The sequence below is a fragment of the Chitinophaga sp. genome, from assembly GCF_039596135.1.
Lineage (GTDB): Bacteria > Bacteroidota > Bacteroidia > Chitinophagales > Chitinophagaceae > Chitinophaga.
This window is the reverse complement of record NZ_JBCNKH010000009.1, coordinates 38,769-55,724: the sequence shown is the minus strand read 5'-3', so window position 1 is coordinate 55,724 and position 16,956 is coordinate 38,769. Positions and strand designations below refer to the sequence as shown.

The window sequence follows — 16,956 nt, the reverse complement described above, 5'->3', positions numbered from 1 at the left end:
GCATGCAAATTCTCTTGACTAAACCGCCGGGCAAGGATTAAAGTTGGGCAAATTCAACGTCATCACCGCATTATCCAGTTCTGCCCGCATCTGTGCAATATACTCGTTGCTTTCCTTCTTAAACTGCTCCGCCAGTTGTTTATAGTATTCAATACCACTCAGCAGGTTCTTCTTGAATGTCTGTAATGACTTTACCTGCTGTGTTGTCAATGAACTGGTGGTTGCCAGCTTCTTTTTGAAATAATCTATATAAAGATGCAGTTCATTGATAAACATATTCGGACGGTACAGTTTATTCAGAATATTCACCCTGCCGTATATATGATTTACCATTTCAGCCAACGAAAAAGTACCTGAAAAATAAGCCAGGTTGGGCCCCGGGCATATAGTTACTGCAGACAGGTTGTGGTTTAATGGCAGGTTATTATTGATCAGTACAGAACTGGTCAATCCTTCACAGAGACAATCTTTAACAACTATTTTTTCGAACGCTTCTTTGTATGCTTCACCTGTCAGGTGCTGTGCTTCCAGTTCTTTGATCTTCAGGTTTTGGTATTCTCTTGATGCAGTACAGATAGGTAATTTGGTAAAAGTCGTATCTGTTACCAGGAACTTTTTATAGCAGGGGCTACCCGGTCTGTTTTTCGCAATGCGTGTTTCCCGCTGTCTTTCGGCAGAAGTATTGCGCAGGTTGTTGAACGGTACCCCCAGTGGAGATGCATCACTTACATAATAGTCCTCCTGTTTGGCAGTAGCCAGTAACTGCAGGGTTTCAGCATCTACGTTAGTCGCTTCCGGCACTAACAGGAATGGGCTGCCCCAGCCTGTAGCATCCATGGAATAATATTCTAAAAGAAACTCCTGTTCATGCGCGGTTCCGATACCACCTTGTACGGTAATTAACTGTTGTGGTTGTACCGGATAGTTTTTAACATTACTGCACAGGGCAAATAACTCGGCAGCCAGCTCGGCTCTCTTCGTTCTAAACTCTTCCAGGATTGGTCCCAGCAGTAGGCCATCGGTTGCAAAAGCATGTCCGCCGCAATTCAGGCCTGATTCAATTCTAAACTCAGAGATCCAGATACCTTTTTTGGCAAACAGTTTACCCTGTATCAGTGCAGAGCGATAATCGCTCACTTTCAGAATGATTTTCTTCTTCAGCTGCCCATTTTCGTCGGGGAGAAAGTCCGTCAATTGCTCTACATAGTTGTACAGGCGTGGATTATAGCCTGCGGATAGTACGACAGAGCTGTTCAGTTTACTATCAGCAAAGCCTCTCAATGCGGCAATAGCATCAGAGTACTTCTCCGGCAGCAGATCCCCATTGGCATCTGTACGTAAATTATCAACCTTACACATGATGTTCACATCAATGGCACCTGCTACCAGCTGGCTACGCAGGTAATCCTGGTCTACAGGTTCGCCATCCAGCATTTTCAGGTACAATTGTTTTACGGGAACATCGTCGGGAAGTAGCTCGAAATATTTACTCAGTTCGTTATCTTCAAAGAAAGGCAATTCGCGTAAAGTGGTCATCTGGCGTTCCACCATTTCGTGGATCAGGTTAAGGTAACCTGTAATTCGTCTGGCTCTGTGGTCTTCTGCGCGCTCGCTGATAGGTTCGTAAGGATGATCTAAAAGTTTAGAATAATGTGCCCGCATGCTCTCTATCACAACATCGTCGGTGATCGATATGACTGACGAGATCCCGAATCTCGCCACTTTGGCTGGCGTGTCGATGGTATACCCCAGGCCAAGAACAGGGATATGGAAGTGGTGCAACGTCGTAGTGTTCATTGGGTAAAGTTCACCAGATATTCTGTGCAGATTCCTGACCGTGAGCAGTTCTTGTACTGATGTAGCTCAGGCTTTTTGCCTGATTTGGGTTATATTTTTTTTCGGTTGATGACCTCCCAAAATGCTTCATTGTATTTATCACTTACCGGAATGCGCTTATTCCCAATATAAACGTGGTTATCCTGGATTTGCTGCAGGTGGTCCAGGTTGATAATAAAAGAATGATGTATACGGAGAAATGGCAGGGTCAGCATTTCCTCAATTTCCTTGAGCCGGCGGTAAACGAGAATGTTTTCCTTTTCCAGTACCAGTTTTACATATTCTTTCTCACTTTCGGCATACAAGATGTCGTTAACAGGCACTTTTTTGATGGTTTTGCCGGTTTTGGCAAAGAAATACCCATTATCCACCACATTTTTGCCGTTTTCAAAGGCGGCTTCGATCTTTTTTTGAGCGTCGAGGAACCTTTTCAGGGTGATGGGCTTTAGCAAATAGTCAATGGCAGAGTAATTGTAACTATCTGCCGCAAATTCGGAGTAAGCGGTGGTAAATACGATCTTAATACCGGCAGGCAGCAATGCTGCCAGCGACATACCATCCAGCAGGGGCATGTTGATATCCAGGAAGATCAGGTCTGTTTTATGCTGTTTTACCGCCTGCAGGGCTTCCAGTCCGTTAAAACATTTGGCCACAATCTGCCAGTCGGTCGTTTGGCAAATGAGTACCTCCAGCAGGTTTACGGCATTAGGCTCGTCGTCGGTGATGATGATGTTGAGTTTCATACAAGTGGTATTTTTAAAGAGGCAGTGTAGATACCATCTTTGGATCCACATACCAGCTGGGCTCTATGGCCGTACAGAATATCCAGTCTATGCGTCAGGTTTTTTAATCCCAAACCAGCTTTGACGGGGCTTTGATAGTCCGGGATGTGGTTGACGGCTTCAAACAGGAGGTGCTCACTGTCAGTAGTCAGGGAGATACTGATTTTGTTTTCATCGGCACATTTATCAATGCCGTGTTTAAAAATATTCTCGACAAAGGTGATGAGAAGCATAGGCGGGATCATCAGCTGCCCATCGTATTGCTGATGAAAGTCGAGTTGAATACCGTGGCGCACCCGGATGCGTTCCAGGCCGATATAGTTCTCAATAAAACGAACCTCTGTTTCCAGCATTACTTTTTCCCGGGGACTTTCTTCCATAAAGTAGCGCATCATTTCTGCCAGCCTTTCTATAAGCAGGGCGGTACGGGGAGCTTCCAGGTAAGCTTCGTAATAAATATTGTTCAGGGTATTGAAGAGAAAGTGTGGTTGTACCTTGGATTTCAGAAGGTTTAGTTCTGCCTGGCTTTTTTCAAGCAGCAGGGCGGCAGTTTGCTTGCGTAGCTTGAAGTAGGCCATAGTCATTCTGATGGGGAAACCCAGGAAATATACAATGGTCATGCCCATAGAAGAGCTAATGATCATGTCGGAGTTATAAATTTCTTCGGGTTTGTTGTAAATGATACGGTTATAGATGTACCAGCTGCCATAGGATCGGATGCAACCTGTAATGATAATCAGGCAGATCACACAGAGCACGTACAGCAGTTTTTTGCCCTGCCTGTAAAGGCGTGGCTGTAGTACCAGCAGGTCTGTATAGATCACAATGGCATAAAAGCCGGTATAGTACAGCGAAAAAAAAGCCGCCTGTTGCCATCCATCCATAGATAGCAGCGAGGTGAACAGGAAAATGCAGATGAGGCCCCAGCCTAGCCACTGCAATTGCCGAATACTGAAATTGAAAATGACGCGTTCCACGGAATAAAAATACCAAATCCTGCTTTTCCGCTCCTCTCAATTCAACCATCCGGGTACTTTATTCAATGAACTATTGAAAATATAACCGTGATGGTTGAATAAATTAGTTAAAGAAAGGAAGAATAAACATCTTTGAGGACAAGGTAAAAGAACGCCATTCTAAAGCCTGATTTGCGGCTACTCTTTGTGGGTAGCCGTCTGCATTTTACGGATGAATATAGTCTGGATGATCAGGGCAATTACATAAAGAATGAGCAATCCCATGAGTGTTTTTGTGATAGCCGGTGAGGTGATGTCTGTGGCGAGTGGGTGTCCCAGTGGTATCCTGGTGAGTGTTTCATTCACAGCCGGGATGAGGGATAATAATAAGGTGGTGGTCATGAGGAAGGTCTGTACGTATCTGGTCCATGCCTGTTTGGAGCGGTTCAGCCAGTAGGCGATTGCCAAGAATAATAAAATCATGATAGCCAGCGCGTGACCGGGATTGAAACCTCCTGCTTTTGAAAGGCCAAAGGCGGTGAAACAGGCAAATACAGTCAGAATGGAATAGTAATTCCCTGTAGTGGTGCCGGGTTGGATCTTGCCGGATTGGATAAAGGCTGCAATTGCAAAAATGATAGCGACGATCGCAATGATCGTATGGATGGTGCCGAGTACGGATAAAGAGATCATATTGTTGTTATTTTAGTAATACAAATCTCGAAGGAATCAGTAAGGATAATTTTAACCTGGGTTAAAATCAGAATAAAGTCATCATAGCCCTGCCTTTTACATACTTCAAAGGGCTCATTCCCGTAAACTTCCGGAACTCTTTAATAAAATGATTCTGATCGTAATACCCATTATGGATCGCCACCGCACTCAGATCGTGGCCTCCTTCTTTTACCAGCGCTGCATATGCATGAATAAACCGCTGTAGTCTTGCATATGCTTTTGGGGATAATCCCATATGTGCTGAAAAACTTCTTTCCAGCCATTTATAATTTACCTTCAGTTGTGCCAATATGGACTGTATTGCCATGGCACCTTTTTCTTCATCCAATAATCTCAATGCCTGTTCAAACAGGTAATTGAGATTCGGTTTTTCATATACCAGCGCTTCAATTGCTTTTATTTTCCCGGCAATGGTATCGGCAGCCCATGCAGCTGCCGCAATTGCGTCTATATTATTTAACTGGTGAAAAGTGACCGGGTTAAATCTTACCACCAGGATCTCTCCCCTGTGGCTAACAGGTTCTATCTGCACCTGTTCCAATACTTCCGTACTCAACCATGCCCCTTTCAGTAACTCCCCATTCATTCGCACACTCGCCTCCCCATCCGCCAAAATAGCCATTGTAGGAATACCATCACTAAATGCCAGACAAGGCTGCCGCCAATCCAGCACATAAAAGCAATCAATATAATCACGCAGGGCTTTCGCCGGCACGATCCGTTTTAATTGCTGATTGATGATATGTTCAAACAATACAATAGGCATAAATCTGTCTAAAATATACTATACCATTTTATCGCAAAGGGGCAGTTTTGCATCAAAAAACATGATTCTTCCCATCGTTGCTTATGGTCATCCAATATTAAGGAAAATATGCACACCCATCACAGTAGATTATCCTGACCTGCAGGTACTCATTACCAATATGCACGCCACCATGCTCAATGCCAATGGCTGTGGACTGGCTGCGCCGCAGGTCAGCAAACCCATCCGCCTTTTTATAGTATTGGAACGGGTATTTATCAATGCTGCAATTACTCATTATTCTATAGCAACACAAACAGATGATGAAGGATGTTTAAGTATCCCCCGTATTTCTGCCCCGGTTCCCCGCGCACAGGAAATCACCATTACCTGGCAGGATGAAAACTTTCATTCACATACTGAAAACTTTGATGGAGAAATGGCGAGAATGATTCAACATGAATATGACCATATCGAAGGCAAACTATACCTCGATCATATCAGTGCATTGCAAAGAAAACTACTCCACAGCAAATTGAGCAAAATAGCCAAAGGCAAATTTCATGCACCTTATCCTATGAGATAATATAAGGATTTTTATGATTGCCGCTACAATACCAGTCACCATATATATCCAGCAGCATAATCTTCAAATTCCTTTTTTATGCTTACAGTTACAATACCAGCCACCATATATACCCAGCGCCATAACTTCCAAATGCAGCTTTGATCTTTTCCGTCATACCTGCAGCTGTCACTGTTTTTCCTTTCTTAGGCGGTACTATACTCCCTGCAGGTACACTCGTAAGGTCTACACTCGTAGCAAACCAGGTCACATTATCATGTGGCAGGGCAATACCCAATATCATTCCCGGCAATCCTGTAAAAGATTCCGGCCCACCCGGTACATGTATCTGATCTGTATAAAACGCCACTACATAAATAGAATCCAACACAATCGCATTCGCCCGCCGACACTGATACCCTGCTATCTCCCTGGTCTCGCTGGTAATCTTCCATTGAATCGCCCTTGCTGTATCATTGATCAACAGGTTATCGCCATACACCTGTTTCTGGCAGGTATACAAGCCCGTGGTCAGATCCGTATAGATTGTATTCGCCTGATAAATTCCCGGTGAATTCGACATAAAATCCTGTGCCGCCGGATCAGGTTCAGGTGTAAATAAGGTATGATTACCCGAAAAACTCAGTTTAGAATTGAGTCTTTTGAACTGGGGATTGGAATTCTTATACGATTCAAGGAATTGTTTGGAAATACCATCATCAGGTCTCTCCTTAATGCGCTTATTAATATACGCATGCAGATTGATCGTTTTTTCAAACGTGATCGTACCACTGGTTGGAAAACGCTGTTGGGCTGTCAACTGCTGTATGCCTGTCAGGCATACAGCAATCAATATATAAAGTATTCTCATGATTTAGGTTTTGCACCACCCATTTTATTGAAGTCCCAGGCGATGGTGAACATAAAATATCTTCTGATCGTACTATAGGTATTCTGTGTAATCTGGCTACCAGATACATCCCTGTTAAAACCAGCATTCTGATTCAGCAGGTCATTTACAGCAACTGCTACTCTCAGTTGTTTCTCTTTCAGGAATTTTCGGCTTACTTCCATATTCCAGATCGTTCTCTTCAGGTCTGTGTTAAACGACTTAGTTTTTGGTGTATAAGTAAAACTCGTCCTGGAATAAAACTCGAAATTTGAGGGCAGGTACACCCGGAACTCGCCACCGGCAGTGAATCCTACCCCATTACTATTCAGGTTGGGTAACAGCGATGACTTTTGAATGGTATAATTCGGGCTGGCAGTCAGTTCGAAGTAACCCTTTTTCTCTGCATTCTTTCTAAGGGTGAATTCCGGTGCAATGTTGTAAGAAGTCGCCTTGTTCAGAATACTGTTCACCATGTTGTAAGACACATTTGTATTGGCCGACAGCATGGTTGCAAAGCTCATCCCCCACCAGTTGGTCTTGAAATCACGCATTGCCCAGATACCTCCATTGTATCCATTCTTATTAATATTTGCATATTGATAGGTACTGGCGCCGGCAGAATCTGTCGCTACATTCGATACGATCGAATTATGTTTGAGAGAGAAGTTGGCATTCAGATACGTGTATTGTTGGGTAATGGCCTTATAGGAATTGTAATTCCAATAGATATCCTCGCTATAAGATGGGTTCAGGTCTGGATTACCAAGGCGTACATTCAGCGGGTCTGTGTTGATCCTGACTGGTTGCAATTGTGTCACTGTGGGTAATTGCGTTCTCCTGGTGGCACTGAGGGTCATAGATTTGGACTGACTGAATGTATAAGTAAAGTAGACCTGTGGATTATAGTTGACAAAGTTGCGCTTAAACGTGCTGTTGTCAAAGCGGTTCAGTTGTTCAAACGAAACATTAGATACCTTGGTGCCTGCGCTGAGCCTGAATTTGGTCGTCTTGTAAATAAACATGGCACCACCCTGGTGAGAGACATTGTCAATCTTGAAATCGTTGCTATACAGGCTGTCCAGCACATCGTACTTATCGGAACCTGATTTTTTGTACGTTTTCAGGTTGCTGTTGGCATTCGTCAGCACGAAGTCGTAAGAAAATGCAAGCTGTGCTTTGGCAGACAAGGGCTCATTGAATGTAGCATTGGCGGTCAGCGTATTGTTGTCGCTATGCTGTACCCTGTTTTGGTCATTGATTACACTACTATCCAGTGCTTCTTTTTCATTATAATAATGAATAGCAGAGTTCAGGAACTCGTTACCATTACTGCTGGTATGGCTTTCGCTGACGCCCATGGAGAATTTTCTGCCGGGCTTTTTCAGTTGTTTATTGAATAAAACACCAGCGTTGAAGGTGGTTTCATCAGTTTTGGAATGCACCGCCCTGCTGTTTGTATTGAGTAGCGTACTGTCCTGTCGCAGGCTGGTGGTATTATACTCATTATCCACGGAACTGTTTCGGGAACCGCCGGCGGCATTTACCAGCAGGGTGCTGGTGGTATCCAGTTTAAATTCAAAGCGACCATTTCCTTTGTGACGGAAGAGGTAATTATGAAATTTTTGATCTGAAGTCGTGTTGATATAGGAAGAGGGCAGCGTGTTTTGTGTGATCACATTCTTACTCCCATCCACTGCCAGCGATCCTATTCTATAATTGACATTGACGGTAGTCTTGTCATTATTGAATTTATTATCATAGTGCAGGCCGCCGTTTCTCGCGGTAGGCAGACCTTCGCCATAGTATTCACCATTGTAGCTTTCCAGTTCATCATTGCTCTCGCCGGTAATGCGGATGCTACCATCGTCTCCAAAATTGAAGTTGTAGTTACTCATCCCATACTTGCTGTTTTCACCCCAGTCCATACCAAAATGGCCGGTGTTGTCAAGTATACCATAAGCAGAGAACCTTTCCTTGCCCTTGAAGGCATTGAACATAAGCTTGCCGGTATAGAATTTATCAGTACCGCCGGAAGCCTCCACCTTGCCGAAGTAACCATTTTTCTTATCTTCCTTGAGTTTGATGTTGATAGTTTTCTCTTTCTTACCATCATCAATCCCTGTAAAGTTTGCCTGGTCGCTGGATCGATCGTAGACCTGTACTTTGTCTACCATGTCGGCACGGATGTTTTTGGTTACAAGTGTAGGGTCGTCGCCAAAGAATTCCTCGCCATCCACGAGCACCTTATTGACGGTTTTGCCCTGAACGGTGATCTTTCCATCTTTGTCAACGGCCATTCCCGGAAACTGCCTGAGCAGGTCTTCTACCTTGGCATTGGGCTCTACATGAAAAGCAGAGGCATCATACTCGGTAGTATCGCCTTTGATCTTCATTTCCGCTTTCTTGCCCTGGATCAGTACTTCCGTTAATAGTCGCGATTTCAGGAGCATGTTGATGCCCTGAAAATCGTATACCGGTTTAGTTGAATCCAGGCTAAACTCCGCCGTGTAATCTGCATATCCCGGGTAGGATATGAGCAAAATAAAGTGGCCGCTTTCTTTGAGTGGCACAGAAAAATTGTGACTGGAATTATTCCAGGTGAACTTGCAAAGGGTGGAATCCTTTGCTCTGAGTACGCTGATCGTGGCATCAGTAATCTTTATTCCGGCAGCTGAATCGGTCAAACTTCCTTTTACGGCATAAGGCTGCTGGGCATATAGGTAACATGAGCACAAACAAAAAAGAAGGAGTATAGGTCCTGCTTTCATTTGTAAAATTTTGATGCATGGGTTAATCCGTCTACACGTGTCCCTCCAGGTTATCAAATCAAAAATAAACTAATTTTTTAGTTGTAATTCTGTCCAACTCATTTTAACAAATATTTATTATAAGCTGGTGCAATAGTACAGGGTTATAACAATCCTTCAAATCCATATTTAGCCATGCTCCAAAATTCATCCAGGGCTATGATACGGGGTTTGAAAAATGAGATAATCGCCGGCCAGTCTTCGCCACGTAACACATTTACATCTTCCAGCCGGGTGCTGATGGTACTCATTGTTTTGCCATATTCATCGCTGGCATTAGCCTGCCACTGCCAGTTTTCGCCAAGGGTAGTTTCCAGGATGGCTTTGTTGTTTACAAACAATTCATAGAACCGTGGATCGGATTGGGTAATGACAATAGCAATGCTGGCGTGCCGGCTATCGGCATCCATTTTAAAAAATACACCGGGGATACCTGTTTTGTAGTTCAACCAGCTAATGGCCTCCCCATCTGCAGATAGCACGGGTTTCATATACTTACCGAAGGCGGTCCAGAAATTCTCTTTCAGTTTGGAAACTTCCTGTTTGGAATACATGCCGCGAAAATACTGACTGTAGGTGCCAGTGCAAAATTTTAGCAATATTCTTTGGGAGGTCAAATATGCCCTTGGCAATTTCTCTCGTAGTCAAATATCTCCTTTGTCAATTTCTTTGTTAGTCAAACCTGATAAACATCCTATCAAAATTGATCGTCATCGTTTTGAATTGCCTGATAATATCCTGCCCTATATTGCCATATACCATCTCATTGCTGATTTTCTCTTTGATGACCGGTACACTATCCAGCACTACATCCTTCTCCATAATATTAAAATGATGTTTGATCTTATAAGCTTCCAGCTCCGTCTTACCACCTGCACCCCCAAAACGGATATGTACAGGTTGATAACTGGCCGCAATCTCCTCCTTGTTAGCTTCATAAAAACTATGATAAAGGAAAGTCTCATCAGCACCCGTATCAAAAGTATAATGCTTACCATCGATAAAGATCATGGGCGATAACCTGTCAATAGCCATATTAGGCACACTATGAATGACAGTTTCATTTTCCGGCACAATGAGATAACCATCCTGTGTGAGCTGTACTTCTTTCAAAGCACTGATTACGGGGAACCCCAATATGCCTTCAATTTTATAATTAATCTGCGGAAAAGCCAATGCAGAATCGGCCAGTACCAGGAATACTGCATTATTCACTTCTATATTCCCCAGTTTGAATTGCCTGCATACCCCCAGTTGGGCTTTTACAGTAGCACCTGTAATAGCGCCTACTTCTATATCAGCCGGAATGAGTTGCATATGTAACCGCCTGGCGGTCGAAAGGGAAATGGTCGACATATTCGCCCCTGTGTCAAAAATGAAATCCGCTGTGTCTTTGCCTGCTACTGCCAGCAGATTGTTCAACCCTGCTTTATCTTTTTTCATTTTTAACTTGTTCGTGCCATGTATTACTACCCGCTGTGGCGGTGTGTTTTCAAGCGCTGTCCACATGCGAAGACTATTTTTCAGATCATCCTGCCCGTCTGGCGATAGCAGGTATTTATATTGCTGAAGCATGGTCTGGGCGGCACCTTTGGCGGTTTTATAGTCATATGCCTTGACTGCATTGTCTTCTTTTACTTTGTATAGCTGGAACCACAGGCTATCAGAAAAATCTCCCTTCAGGGTGGCGATGCGCTGTTCTGAAAGGGATACTTTATTAAATGCGTTGTCCAGCAGTGCGGCTAAATAATTTTGTTGGGCACCTGGAAGGGAGGCGTGATTGCTGTCATATAACGCTTTTGCATGAAAGAAATTCTTTTGCATGATAAGCGTATAAATCTGATTGAAAGTCGGGTTATTGGTCTGACCGGCACAAACGATGCTCATCAGCAAACAGATGAGGTGGATTGTATATTTCATATGCCTGAATATACAAAAACCTTGCTAAATACGGATCAGCTCTATTTCACCAGATAACTTTACATCGTCGCCCACAATCAGGTTGCCGGCGTCATTGAGAAGGTGGAAGTTCAATCCAAAATCTTTTCGGTTGATTTTTCCATTCAGTTCAAATCCTGCCCTGTAATCATTGAATCTACCAATGCCGCTACCTGTATGTTCTACCTGCAAAGTGACAGGACGGGTAGTATTCAAGATAGTGAGTGATCCTTTTAACGTATCATTGTCTAGTATACCACTGAATGTAATGACAGGAAATTGCACAGCGTCAAAGAAAATGTTCGAAGTAAGATGGCCATCGCGTTCGGTATTGTTGGTATCTATGCTTTGTACTTCCAGGCTAAAGGTTATCACGGCCTGTTGAAAGGTGTCGTTATTTGTTTGCACGGTACCGCTGAACTTTCTGAAGTATCCTGATACATTGGCGATGCCAAGGTGTTTTACCTTAAAGCCTATTTGGGAATGCCCGGGATCAATGTTCCATTGTGTCATAGCTTGATTTTTTTGTCAAAGCTAGAGCGGGGCGGGAAGGAATATTTTACCATAGGGTAAAAAATCAACGAATAGTTCTGATCCGGCTCAGCGACTGCTGTGTGATCCCCAGGTACTTTGCCATATCTCCCAAACTGATCCTTTGATGAATTGCATTATTCTCTTCTACAAACAATCGATACCGATCCGTCGCATTCTCTTCCAGCATCTCACTGATCCTTTTCATCATCTTAGTGGTCGCCACACTTACCAGCTTGCGAAAGAACGTTTCCATGGCGTGATGTTGTTTACATAACGCTTCCATAGTTTCATAACGGATCAGGGTGACAATCGTATCTTCCAGTGCTACCAGGTTAAACTTAGACGGGGTTTGGGTAACATAACTGTCGAACACAGAAAAGAGTACATTTTCAGAAAAGAACCGCATGATAAATTCTTTATCATTCTTCTCTGAAAATGATTTGATCAATCCTTCATTGATAAAATAAAGATACTTGCAGGTCTCCCCGCTGCGCAGCAGAAATTCTCCTTTGTTATAAGTCTTGGTAGTTGTTTGTTGCACCAGTTCCTGCAATATCACTTCTTCCAACGGTGAAAATTGCTGACAATACAGAGTGAAATCTGCCATAAGTAATTGTTTGTTGCACTAGTTCCTGCAATATTTCCTCATCCAACGATAAAATCTGCCATATTAATTAAATGATTGCCGGAATTCCAATGGCGACAAATGTGTCTTTGCCTTGAACAATTTACTAAATGACTGTGGATAATCAAACCCTAATCCATAGGCAATTTCACTTACCGACAGATCTGTGGTGGATAACTGTTCCTTGGCCTTCTCAATCACTTTGTCCTGTATGTGCTGCTGTGTACTCTTCCCTGTTAATACCTTCAGTAGGTTGCTCAGGTAGTTCTGCGAAACATTCAAAGAGGCTGAAATATCTTTCACACTGGGAAGCCCTTTTCGTACTAATTCATCACTGTTAAAATATTCACTGAGCAATGTTTCCAGTTTTTCTAAAATCCGGTGATGACTGATTTTCCTGGTAATGAACTGTCGCTGATAGAACCGTTCCGAATATGCCAGCAGCGATTCCAGCTGTGCAATGATAATCTCCTGGCTGAACTGGTCGATATTGGTATGGTACTCTCTTTTGATATTTTCAACAATAGCAGAAACCGTCACTTCTTCTTTCTCTGAAAGAAACAAGGCTTCATTGACGGCGTAGTCAAAGAACTGGTACTGTTTGATCTTTTTGGCCAGTGGTGTATTCCACAAAAAATCGGGATGGATCAGTAACACCCATCCCGATTGATTTATTTCTTCTGCCAGTGGCTCAATACTAAATACCTGCCCCGGTGCCATGAAGCTCATCACACCTTCATTGAAATCATATTCCTGCTGCCCATATTTCACTTTCACATTGTATCCTTTCTTCATACTGATCAAATAAAAATTGAACACAATGTTGACAGGCTCTTCATTATGGATATCTTTGATAGGCGCCACGTCGATGACACTGATCAGTGGATGCTCCGGTTTGGGAAATCCCCTGAATTCATGAAATTCAGATATTGTATTAAAAGTAAAGATGCGTTTTCCGGCCATGATACAAGGTAATTATTTTGCTGCAAAAAGGAGTTAACCATCAATGCTGATTATTTTGCTGCAAAGGCGATGGCAAATTCTTGAGCAAAATCTTTCAACTTCACCTTGCCAAATTCAACAGGTCTGTTTTTGAAGTAATCGGCAGCCAGGTGGCCCTCATGTGCACAGGCATACATTTCTACCATACCCTGTGCAATGGTGGGTTGCATGCCTGCGGCTATTAACCCTTGCAGGTATTGTTCATTGGTAAGCGTGATCCATTGCAGATCGGGCATGCCAATCGCTTCACCTAAAATGTGCGCAGTTTCATTGCAGGTTATTTCATCACTCACCACATATCTAACTTTTCGGTGACTGGCTGGCAGGGTGATTTCATCTGCAATAGCGGCGGCAATATCTGACGGCGCTACCCAGGTGGCAATATCGTCTCCACCGGTATTGGAAGCAATCACACCCTGTTGTTTGATCAAACCTATAAAAGCATATAAGTTGTAATAGAAACCTACTGGTCGCATAAAGGTGATGTCTACATCAGTGAGGGTATTCAAAGCCTGTTCTACAATGTAATGTAGTTTAATCAATCCGGAACCGTGCTCCAGGTGTGCTCCAATGCTGCTCAGGTGGATGACTCTCTTTACACCGGCATGTTTTATAGCTTGTGTAAAGCTGTCCGCCACTTTCTGAACTTCGGCAAACAGGTCTACGTGGGGATCGAAGTAGTTGACAATGGGCGGAATCATGGTATACACCAGGTCTGCACCGGAAAAAGTTTTAGCCAGGAAAGCTGCATCTGTCACGGAACCCACCGCGGGGGTAGCGCCAAGTGCTTTGATCGCCTCTTTTTTATCTTCCTTGCTGGTGATGATAGTCAGCTCATGTTCGTGAAGGAGCTGTGCCAATGGTAATCCAATATGTCCTAATGAACCTGTTAATACAATTTTCATGATGTTTGATTTTTGTAACACAAAAATCCTGATAAGGGAGGGCATGGACGTATTCAAATCTAAGGTTGTTGTGTTCAAATCCATGGCATAAGTTATCTTACATTAGTTTCCTACATTTGCAGCATGATGCACCCACTGCGAGCTCATATAGAAGCCATCAGCAAAGTAACAGATGAAGAATTTGAATATATACTGTCTCATTTTACGCCTGTAAAACTGAAGAAACATCACCTGTTAGTCAGGGAGGGAGAGCTGGTAAAGAGTGAATACTTTGTATTGAAAGGTTGTTTGCGTAGTTACATCACAGATGAGAAAACCGGTAAAGAGTTTACCTATCAGTTCGCTGCAGAGAACTGGTGGATATCTGAAAGAGAGTCTTTTTTAAAACATACCCCTGCCAGAACTGCCATTGAATGCCTGGAAGATTGTGAACTACTTGCCCTGACATTTGAAGACAATATGAAGCTGGGCAGGGAGCTCTGGAAGTTTGAACATTATAAGAGTGTTAAGTCCGCTCATGGTTATGTCGCTTTGCAAAAGAGGTTGCAGCTCATGATTATGGGAAGTGCGCGGGAGCGTTTCGAAAACTTTGTACAGCAATATCCACAGTTATACAGCCGTATCCCCAAGGCGATGATTGCTACTTACTTGGGTGTGACCCGCGAGACGATAAGTCGTTTATACCGTAAATAATATCCCCCGTCTGCCTTGCTATAAGCTGTTTACACTGTAAATAATGTCAGAAATGTCACAATTTTAAAGTGACAAATGTCCTTCGACAGACCTCTCTCAAACAGCAATTTTGTGTCTCAAATTTATAAACGACATGAAATTTTTGTTCTTCTCATTGCTGTTCTTAAGCACACTCGCTACACAAGCACAAGACCAGCCTGGTTATTACCGCATGGCATTAGGCGATTGCGAAGTAATCGCCATCTCCGACGGTACCGTTCCCTTGAATATGAAAGGATTATTACACGAAAAGAAACCCGGAGAAGTCGCATCCCTGTTAAAACAGCACTACCTCGATACCATCGTCGAGACTTCCATCTCTGCCTTTTTAGTAAAAACAAATCATCAACTCATCCTGATCGACGCTGGTAGCGGTAGCTTTCTGGGCACCACACTCGGTAAGCTCCGTCACAACCTTGCAGCAGCAGGTTATAAACCAGAAGACATCAATGCAGTATTACTAACACACCTGCATGCAGATCACGTAGGTGGCCTCAGTGATGGAGGTAAAATGGTCTTCCCAAATGCGACATTGTACATCAGTCAGCCGGAAGCAGATTTTTGGTTAAACCCTGCAAACAAAGCCACTGCCAGTAAAAGAGCCACCCCGTTCTTTGACCCTGCCCAGCAATCAATAGCGCCTTACCAGCAGGCAGGAAAGTTAAAAACCTATGTACCGGGTGCGCAGCTCTTCCCCAGTATCAGTACGATTGCATTAGCAGGGCATACACCTGGTCACAATGCTTTCCTCTTAACCAGCAAGGGGGAGAACCTCCTCTTTGTAGGTGATATCATTCATGCCGGTGCAGTACAATTTGCCGATCCTGCAGTGACGATCGATTTCGATGTAGATTTTGCAGGTGCTGAAGCTGCACGTACAAAAACATTTGATGAAGCTGCGAAAGAAAGATATTGGATTGCAGCGCCCCATTTATCATTCCCCGGAATTGGACATGTGAAAAAGGAGGGGAAAGGATATGAGTGGTTACCGATTAGTTATATGACAGTAAAGTTTCTGCACTAGTGCAGAGACTTTACTGTAAATATTTGCTGTTAATGTGTTCAGATCATTCTTTGCGGATTAATATTCCAATGGTATTTCTGCGCTTCTCCAAAAGATTTGAAATCCATTTTTACCCAGCGAAATTAATATGAACATCAGCGCCAGATTATTATTAATTGTGAGGTTTCAAAGTTAAATCGAATGGTTGATTATATTGTTGATAATCATGTTTTTATGTTTGTGTTTATTCGTGATAAGTTTTGTTGATTGTCTTTTAATAAGATAAATTCGTTTATACATATACACATCATGATGAATACTAATTTAGAAAGTAACCATCAAGCTTTATATAATGCAATAGCACAGGTTATAGTAGATGCAAGAACAGCTGTTTATAAAAGCACTAATACTATTTTATTGAAGACCTATTGGGAAACTAAAATCGAATCCGCTTTAATAAGCCACTTACAACAATTTTTAATGGAATTGGGAAAGGGATTTGCATTTGTTGCAAGACAACAACATATTGTAACTGATACTTCTGATTTTTTTATTGATCTCGTATTTTATAACTACTATCTTAAATGCTTTGTCTTATTAGATTTGAAAACGCACAAGCTTACCCATGAGGCTATTGGACAAATGGATATGTATGTTCGAATGTATAACAGCCTGAAAAAGGGAGATGATGATAATCCTACTATCGGAATTATATTATGTACGGAAAAAGACGAAACAATCGTAAAATATTCAATACTTGCAGAGAATGAAAAATTATTCGCCAGCAAATATCGGCTCTATCTACCAGATGAAAATGAATTAAAACGATTGATTGAAGATGATAGAATCAGGTTGGAATTGGCTGACACCATCAAATAAAAATAGCCCCCGTCAGGGGG

Annotated in this window: 17 protein-coding genes; 4 read left to right on the top strand and 13 right to left on the bottom strand. The window is 42.8% G+C overall.

Going from position 1 to position 16,956, the window contains the following annotated elements:
- Positions 1 to 18 precede the first annotated feature (18 nt).
- The 5 genes from ABDW16_RS08790 to ABDW16_RS08770 all read right to left on the bottom strand — a co-directional run bounded on the left by ABDW16_RS08790 (position 19) and on the right by ABDW16_RS08770 (position 5,075).
- The gene (locus ABDW16_RS08790; protein WP_343669112.1) at positions 19 to 1,797 is read right to left on the bottom strand and encodes a hypothetical protein; all 1,779 of its coding nucleotides are present in this window, start codon (positions 1,795 to 1,797) and stop codon (positions 19 to 21) included.
- 89 nt (positions 1,798 to 1,886) lie between these two features.
- Positions 1,887 to 2,579 (bottom strand): LytTR family DNA-binding domain-containing protein, encoded by a 693-nt coding sequence (locus ABDW16_RS08785; protein WP_343669111.1) that lies wholly within the window; start codon positions 2,577 to 2,579, stop codon positions 1,887 to 1,889.
- Complete coding sequence (locus ABDW16_RS08780) at positions 2,576 to 3,595, bottom strand: sensor histidine kinase (RefSeq protein ID WP_343669110.1); 1,020 nt, start codon at positions 3,593 to 3,595, stop codon at positions 2,576 to 2,578. Before ABDW16_RS08780 ends, ABDW16_RS08785 begins: the two co-directional genes overlap by 4 nt.
- A 177-nt stretch (positions 3,596 to 3,772) precedes the next feature.
- Positions 3,773 to 4,267 carry a hypothetical protein gene (locus ABDW16_RS08775; protein ID WP_343669109.1) on the bottom strand — a complete coding sequence of 165 codons (495 nt, stop codon included), beginning with the start codon at positions 4,265 to 4,267 and terminating at the stop codon, positions 3,773 to 3,775.
- A 67-nt stretch (positions 4,268 to 4,334) separates the two neighbouring features.
- Positions 4,335 to 5,075 carry a helix-turn-helix domain-containing protein gene (locus tag ABDW16_RS08770; RefSeq protein WP_343669106.1) on the bottom strand — a complete coding sequence of 247 codons (741 nt, stop codon included), beginning with the start codon at positions 5,073 to 5,075 and terminating at the stop codon, positions 4,335 to 4,337.
- 61 nt (positions 5,076 to 5,136) lie between these two features.
- On the opposite strand from ABDW16_RS08770, the gene def reads away from it, so the two are divergent.
- Entirely contained in the window at positions 5,137 to 5,640 is a 504-nt protein-coding gene (def, locus tag ABDW16_RS08765; RefSeq protein WP_343669104.1) for a peptide deformylase, read from the top strand.
- A gap of 88 nt (positions 5,641 to 5,728) precedes the next feature.
- On the opposite strand, the gene ABDW16_RS08760 is transcribed toward def, so the two are convergent.
- The 8 genes from ABDW16_RS08760 to ABDW16_RS08725 all read right to left on the bottom strand — a co-directional run bounded on the left by ABDW16_RS08760 (position 5,729) and on the right by ABDW16_RS08725 (position 14,322).
- Positions 5,729 to 6,490, bottom strand: a complete 762-nt coding sequence (locus tag ABDW16_RS08760) for a GLPGLI family protein (RefSeq protein ID WP_343669102.1) — start codon at positions 6,488 to 6,490, stop codon at positions 5,729 to 5,731.
- A complete protein-coding gene (locus ABDW16_RS08755; protein ID WP_343669101.1) occupies positions 6,487 to 9,279 on the bottom strand; it encodes an outer membrane beta-barrel protein in 2,793 nt (930 codons plus the stop codon). Before ABDW16_RS08755 ends, ABDW16_RS08760 begins: the two co-directional genes overlap by 4 nt.
- Before the next feature lie 143 nt (positions 9,280 to 9,422).
- A complete protein-coding gene (locus ABDW16_RS08750; protein WP_343669100.1) occupies positions 9,423 to 9,872 on the bottom strand; it encodes a DUF4268 domain-containing protein in 450 nt (149 codons plus the stop codon).
- A gap of 118 nt (positions 9,873 to 9,990) precedes the next feature.
- Positions 9,991 to 11,238: a retropepsin-like aspartic protease gene (locus ABDW16_RS08745; RefSeq protein ID WP_343669098.1), complete on the bottom strand. Its 1,248-nt coding sequence runs from the start codon at positions 11,236 to 11,238 to the stop codon at positions 9,991 to 9,993.
- Between the two features lie 24 nt (positions 11,239 to 11,262).
- The gene (locus ABDW16_RS08740; RefSeq protein WP_343669097.1) at positions 11,263 to 11,769 is read right to left on the bottom strand and encodes a YceI family protein; all 507 of its coding nucleotides are present in this window, start codon (positions 11,767 to 11,769) and stop codon (positions 11,263 to 11,265) included.
- Positions 11,770 to 11,833: 64 nt separating this feature from the next.
- A complete protein-coding gene (locus tag ABDW16_RS08735) occupies positions 11,834 to 12,397 on the bottom strand; it encodes a Crp/Fnr family transcriptional regulator (RefSeq protein ID WP_343669096.1) in 564 nt (187 codons plus the stop codon).
- A 63-nt stretch (positions 12,398 to 12,460) separates the two neighbouring features.
- Positions 12,461 to 13,378 (bottom strand): helix-turn-helix domain-containing protein, encoded by a 918-nt coding sequence (locus ABDW16_RS08730; RefSeq protein ID WP_343669095.1) that lies wholly within the window; start codon positions 13,376 to 13,378, stop codon positions 12,461 to 12,463.
- Positions 13,379 to 13,428: 50 nt separating this feature from the next.
- The gene (locus ABDW16_RS08725) at positions 13,429 to 14,322 is read right to left on the bottom strand and encodes an NAD(P)H-binding protein (protein WP_343669094.1); all 894 of its coding nucleotides are present in this window, start codon (positions 14,320 to 14,322) and stop codon (positions 13,429 to 13,431) included.
- Positions 14,323 to 14,445: 123 nt separating this feature from the next.
- Here ABDW16_RS08725 and ABDW16_RS08720 point away from each other — a divergent pair, with 123 nt between their 5' ends.
- The 3 genes from ABDW16_RS08720 (at position 14,446) to ABDW16_RS08710 (ending at position 16,936) form a co-directional block, all read left to right on the top strand.
- Positions 14,446 to 15,015, top strand: a complete 570-nt coding sequence (locus ABDW16_RS08720; RefSeq protein WP_343669093.1) for a Crp/Fnr family transcriptional regulator — start codon at positions 14,446 to 14,448, stop codon at positions 15,013 to 15,015.
- 133 nt (positions 15,016 to 15,148) lie between these two features.
- A complete protein-coding gene (locus tag ABDW16_RS08715; protein WP_343669091.1) occupies positions 15,149 to 16,078 on the top strand; it encodes an MBL fold metallo-hydrolase in 930 nt (309 codons plus the stop codon).
- Positions 16,079 to 16,366: 288 nt separating this feature from the next.
- Positions 16,367 to 16,936, top strand: coding sequence for a PDDEXK nuclease domain-containing protein (locus tag ABDW16_RS08710; RefSeq protein WP_343669090.1), 570 nt, complete (start codon positions 16,367 to 16,369; stop codon positions 16,934 to 16,936).
- Positions 16,937 to 16,956: the final 20 nt, after the last annotated feature.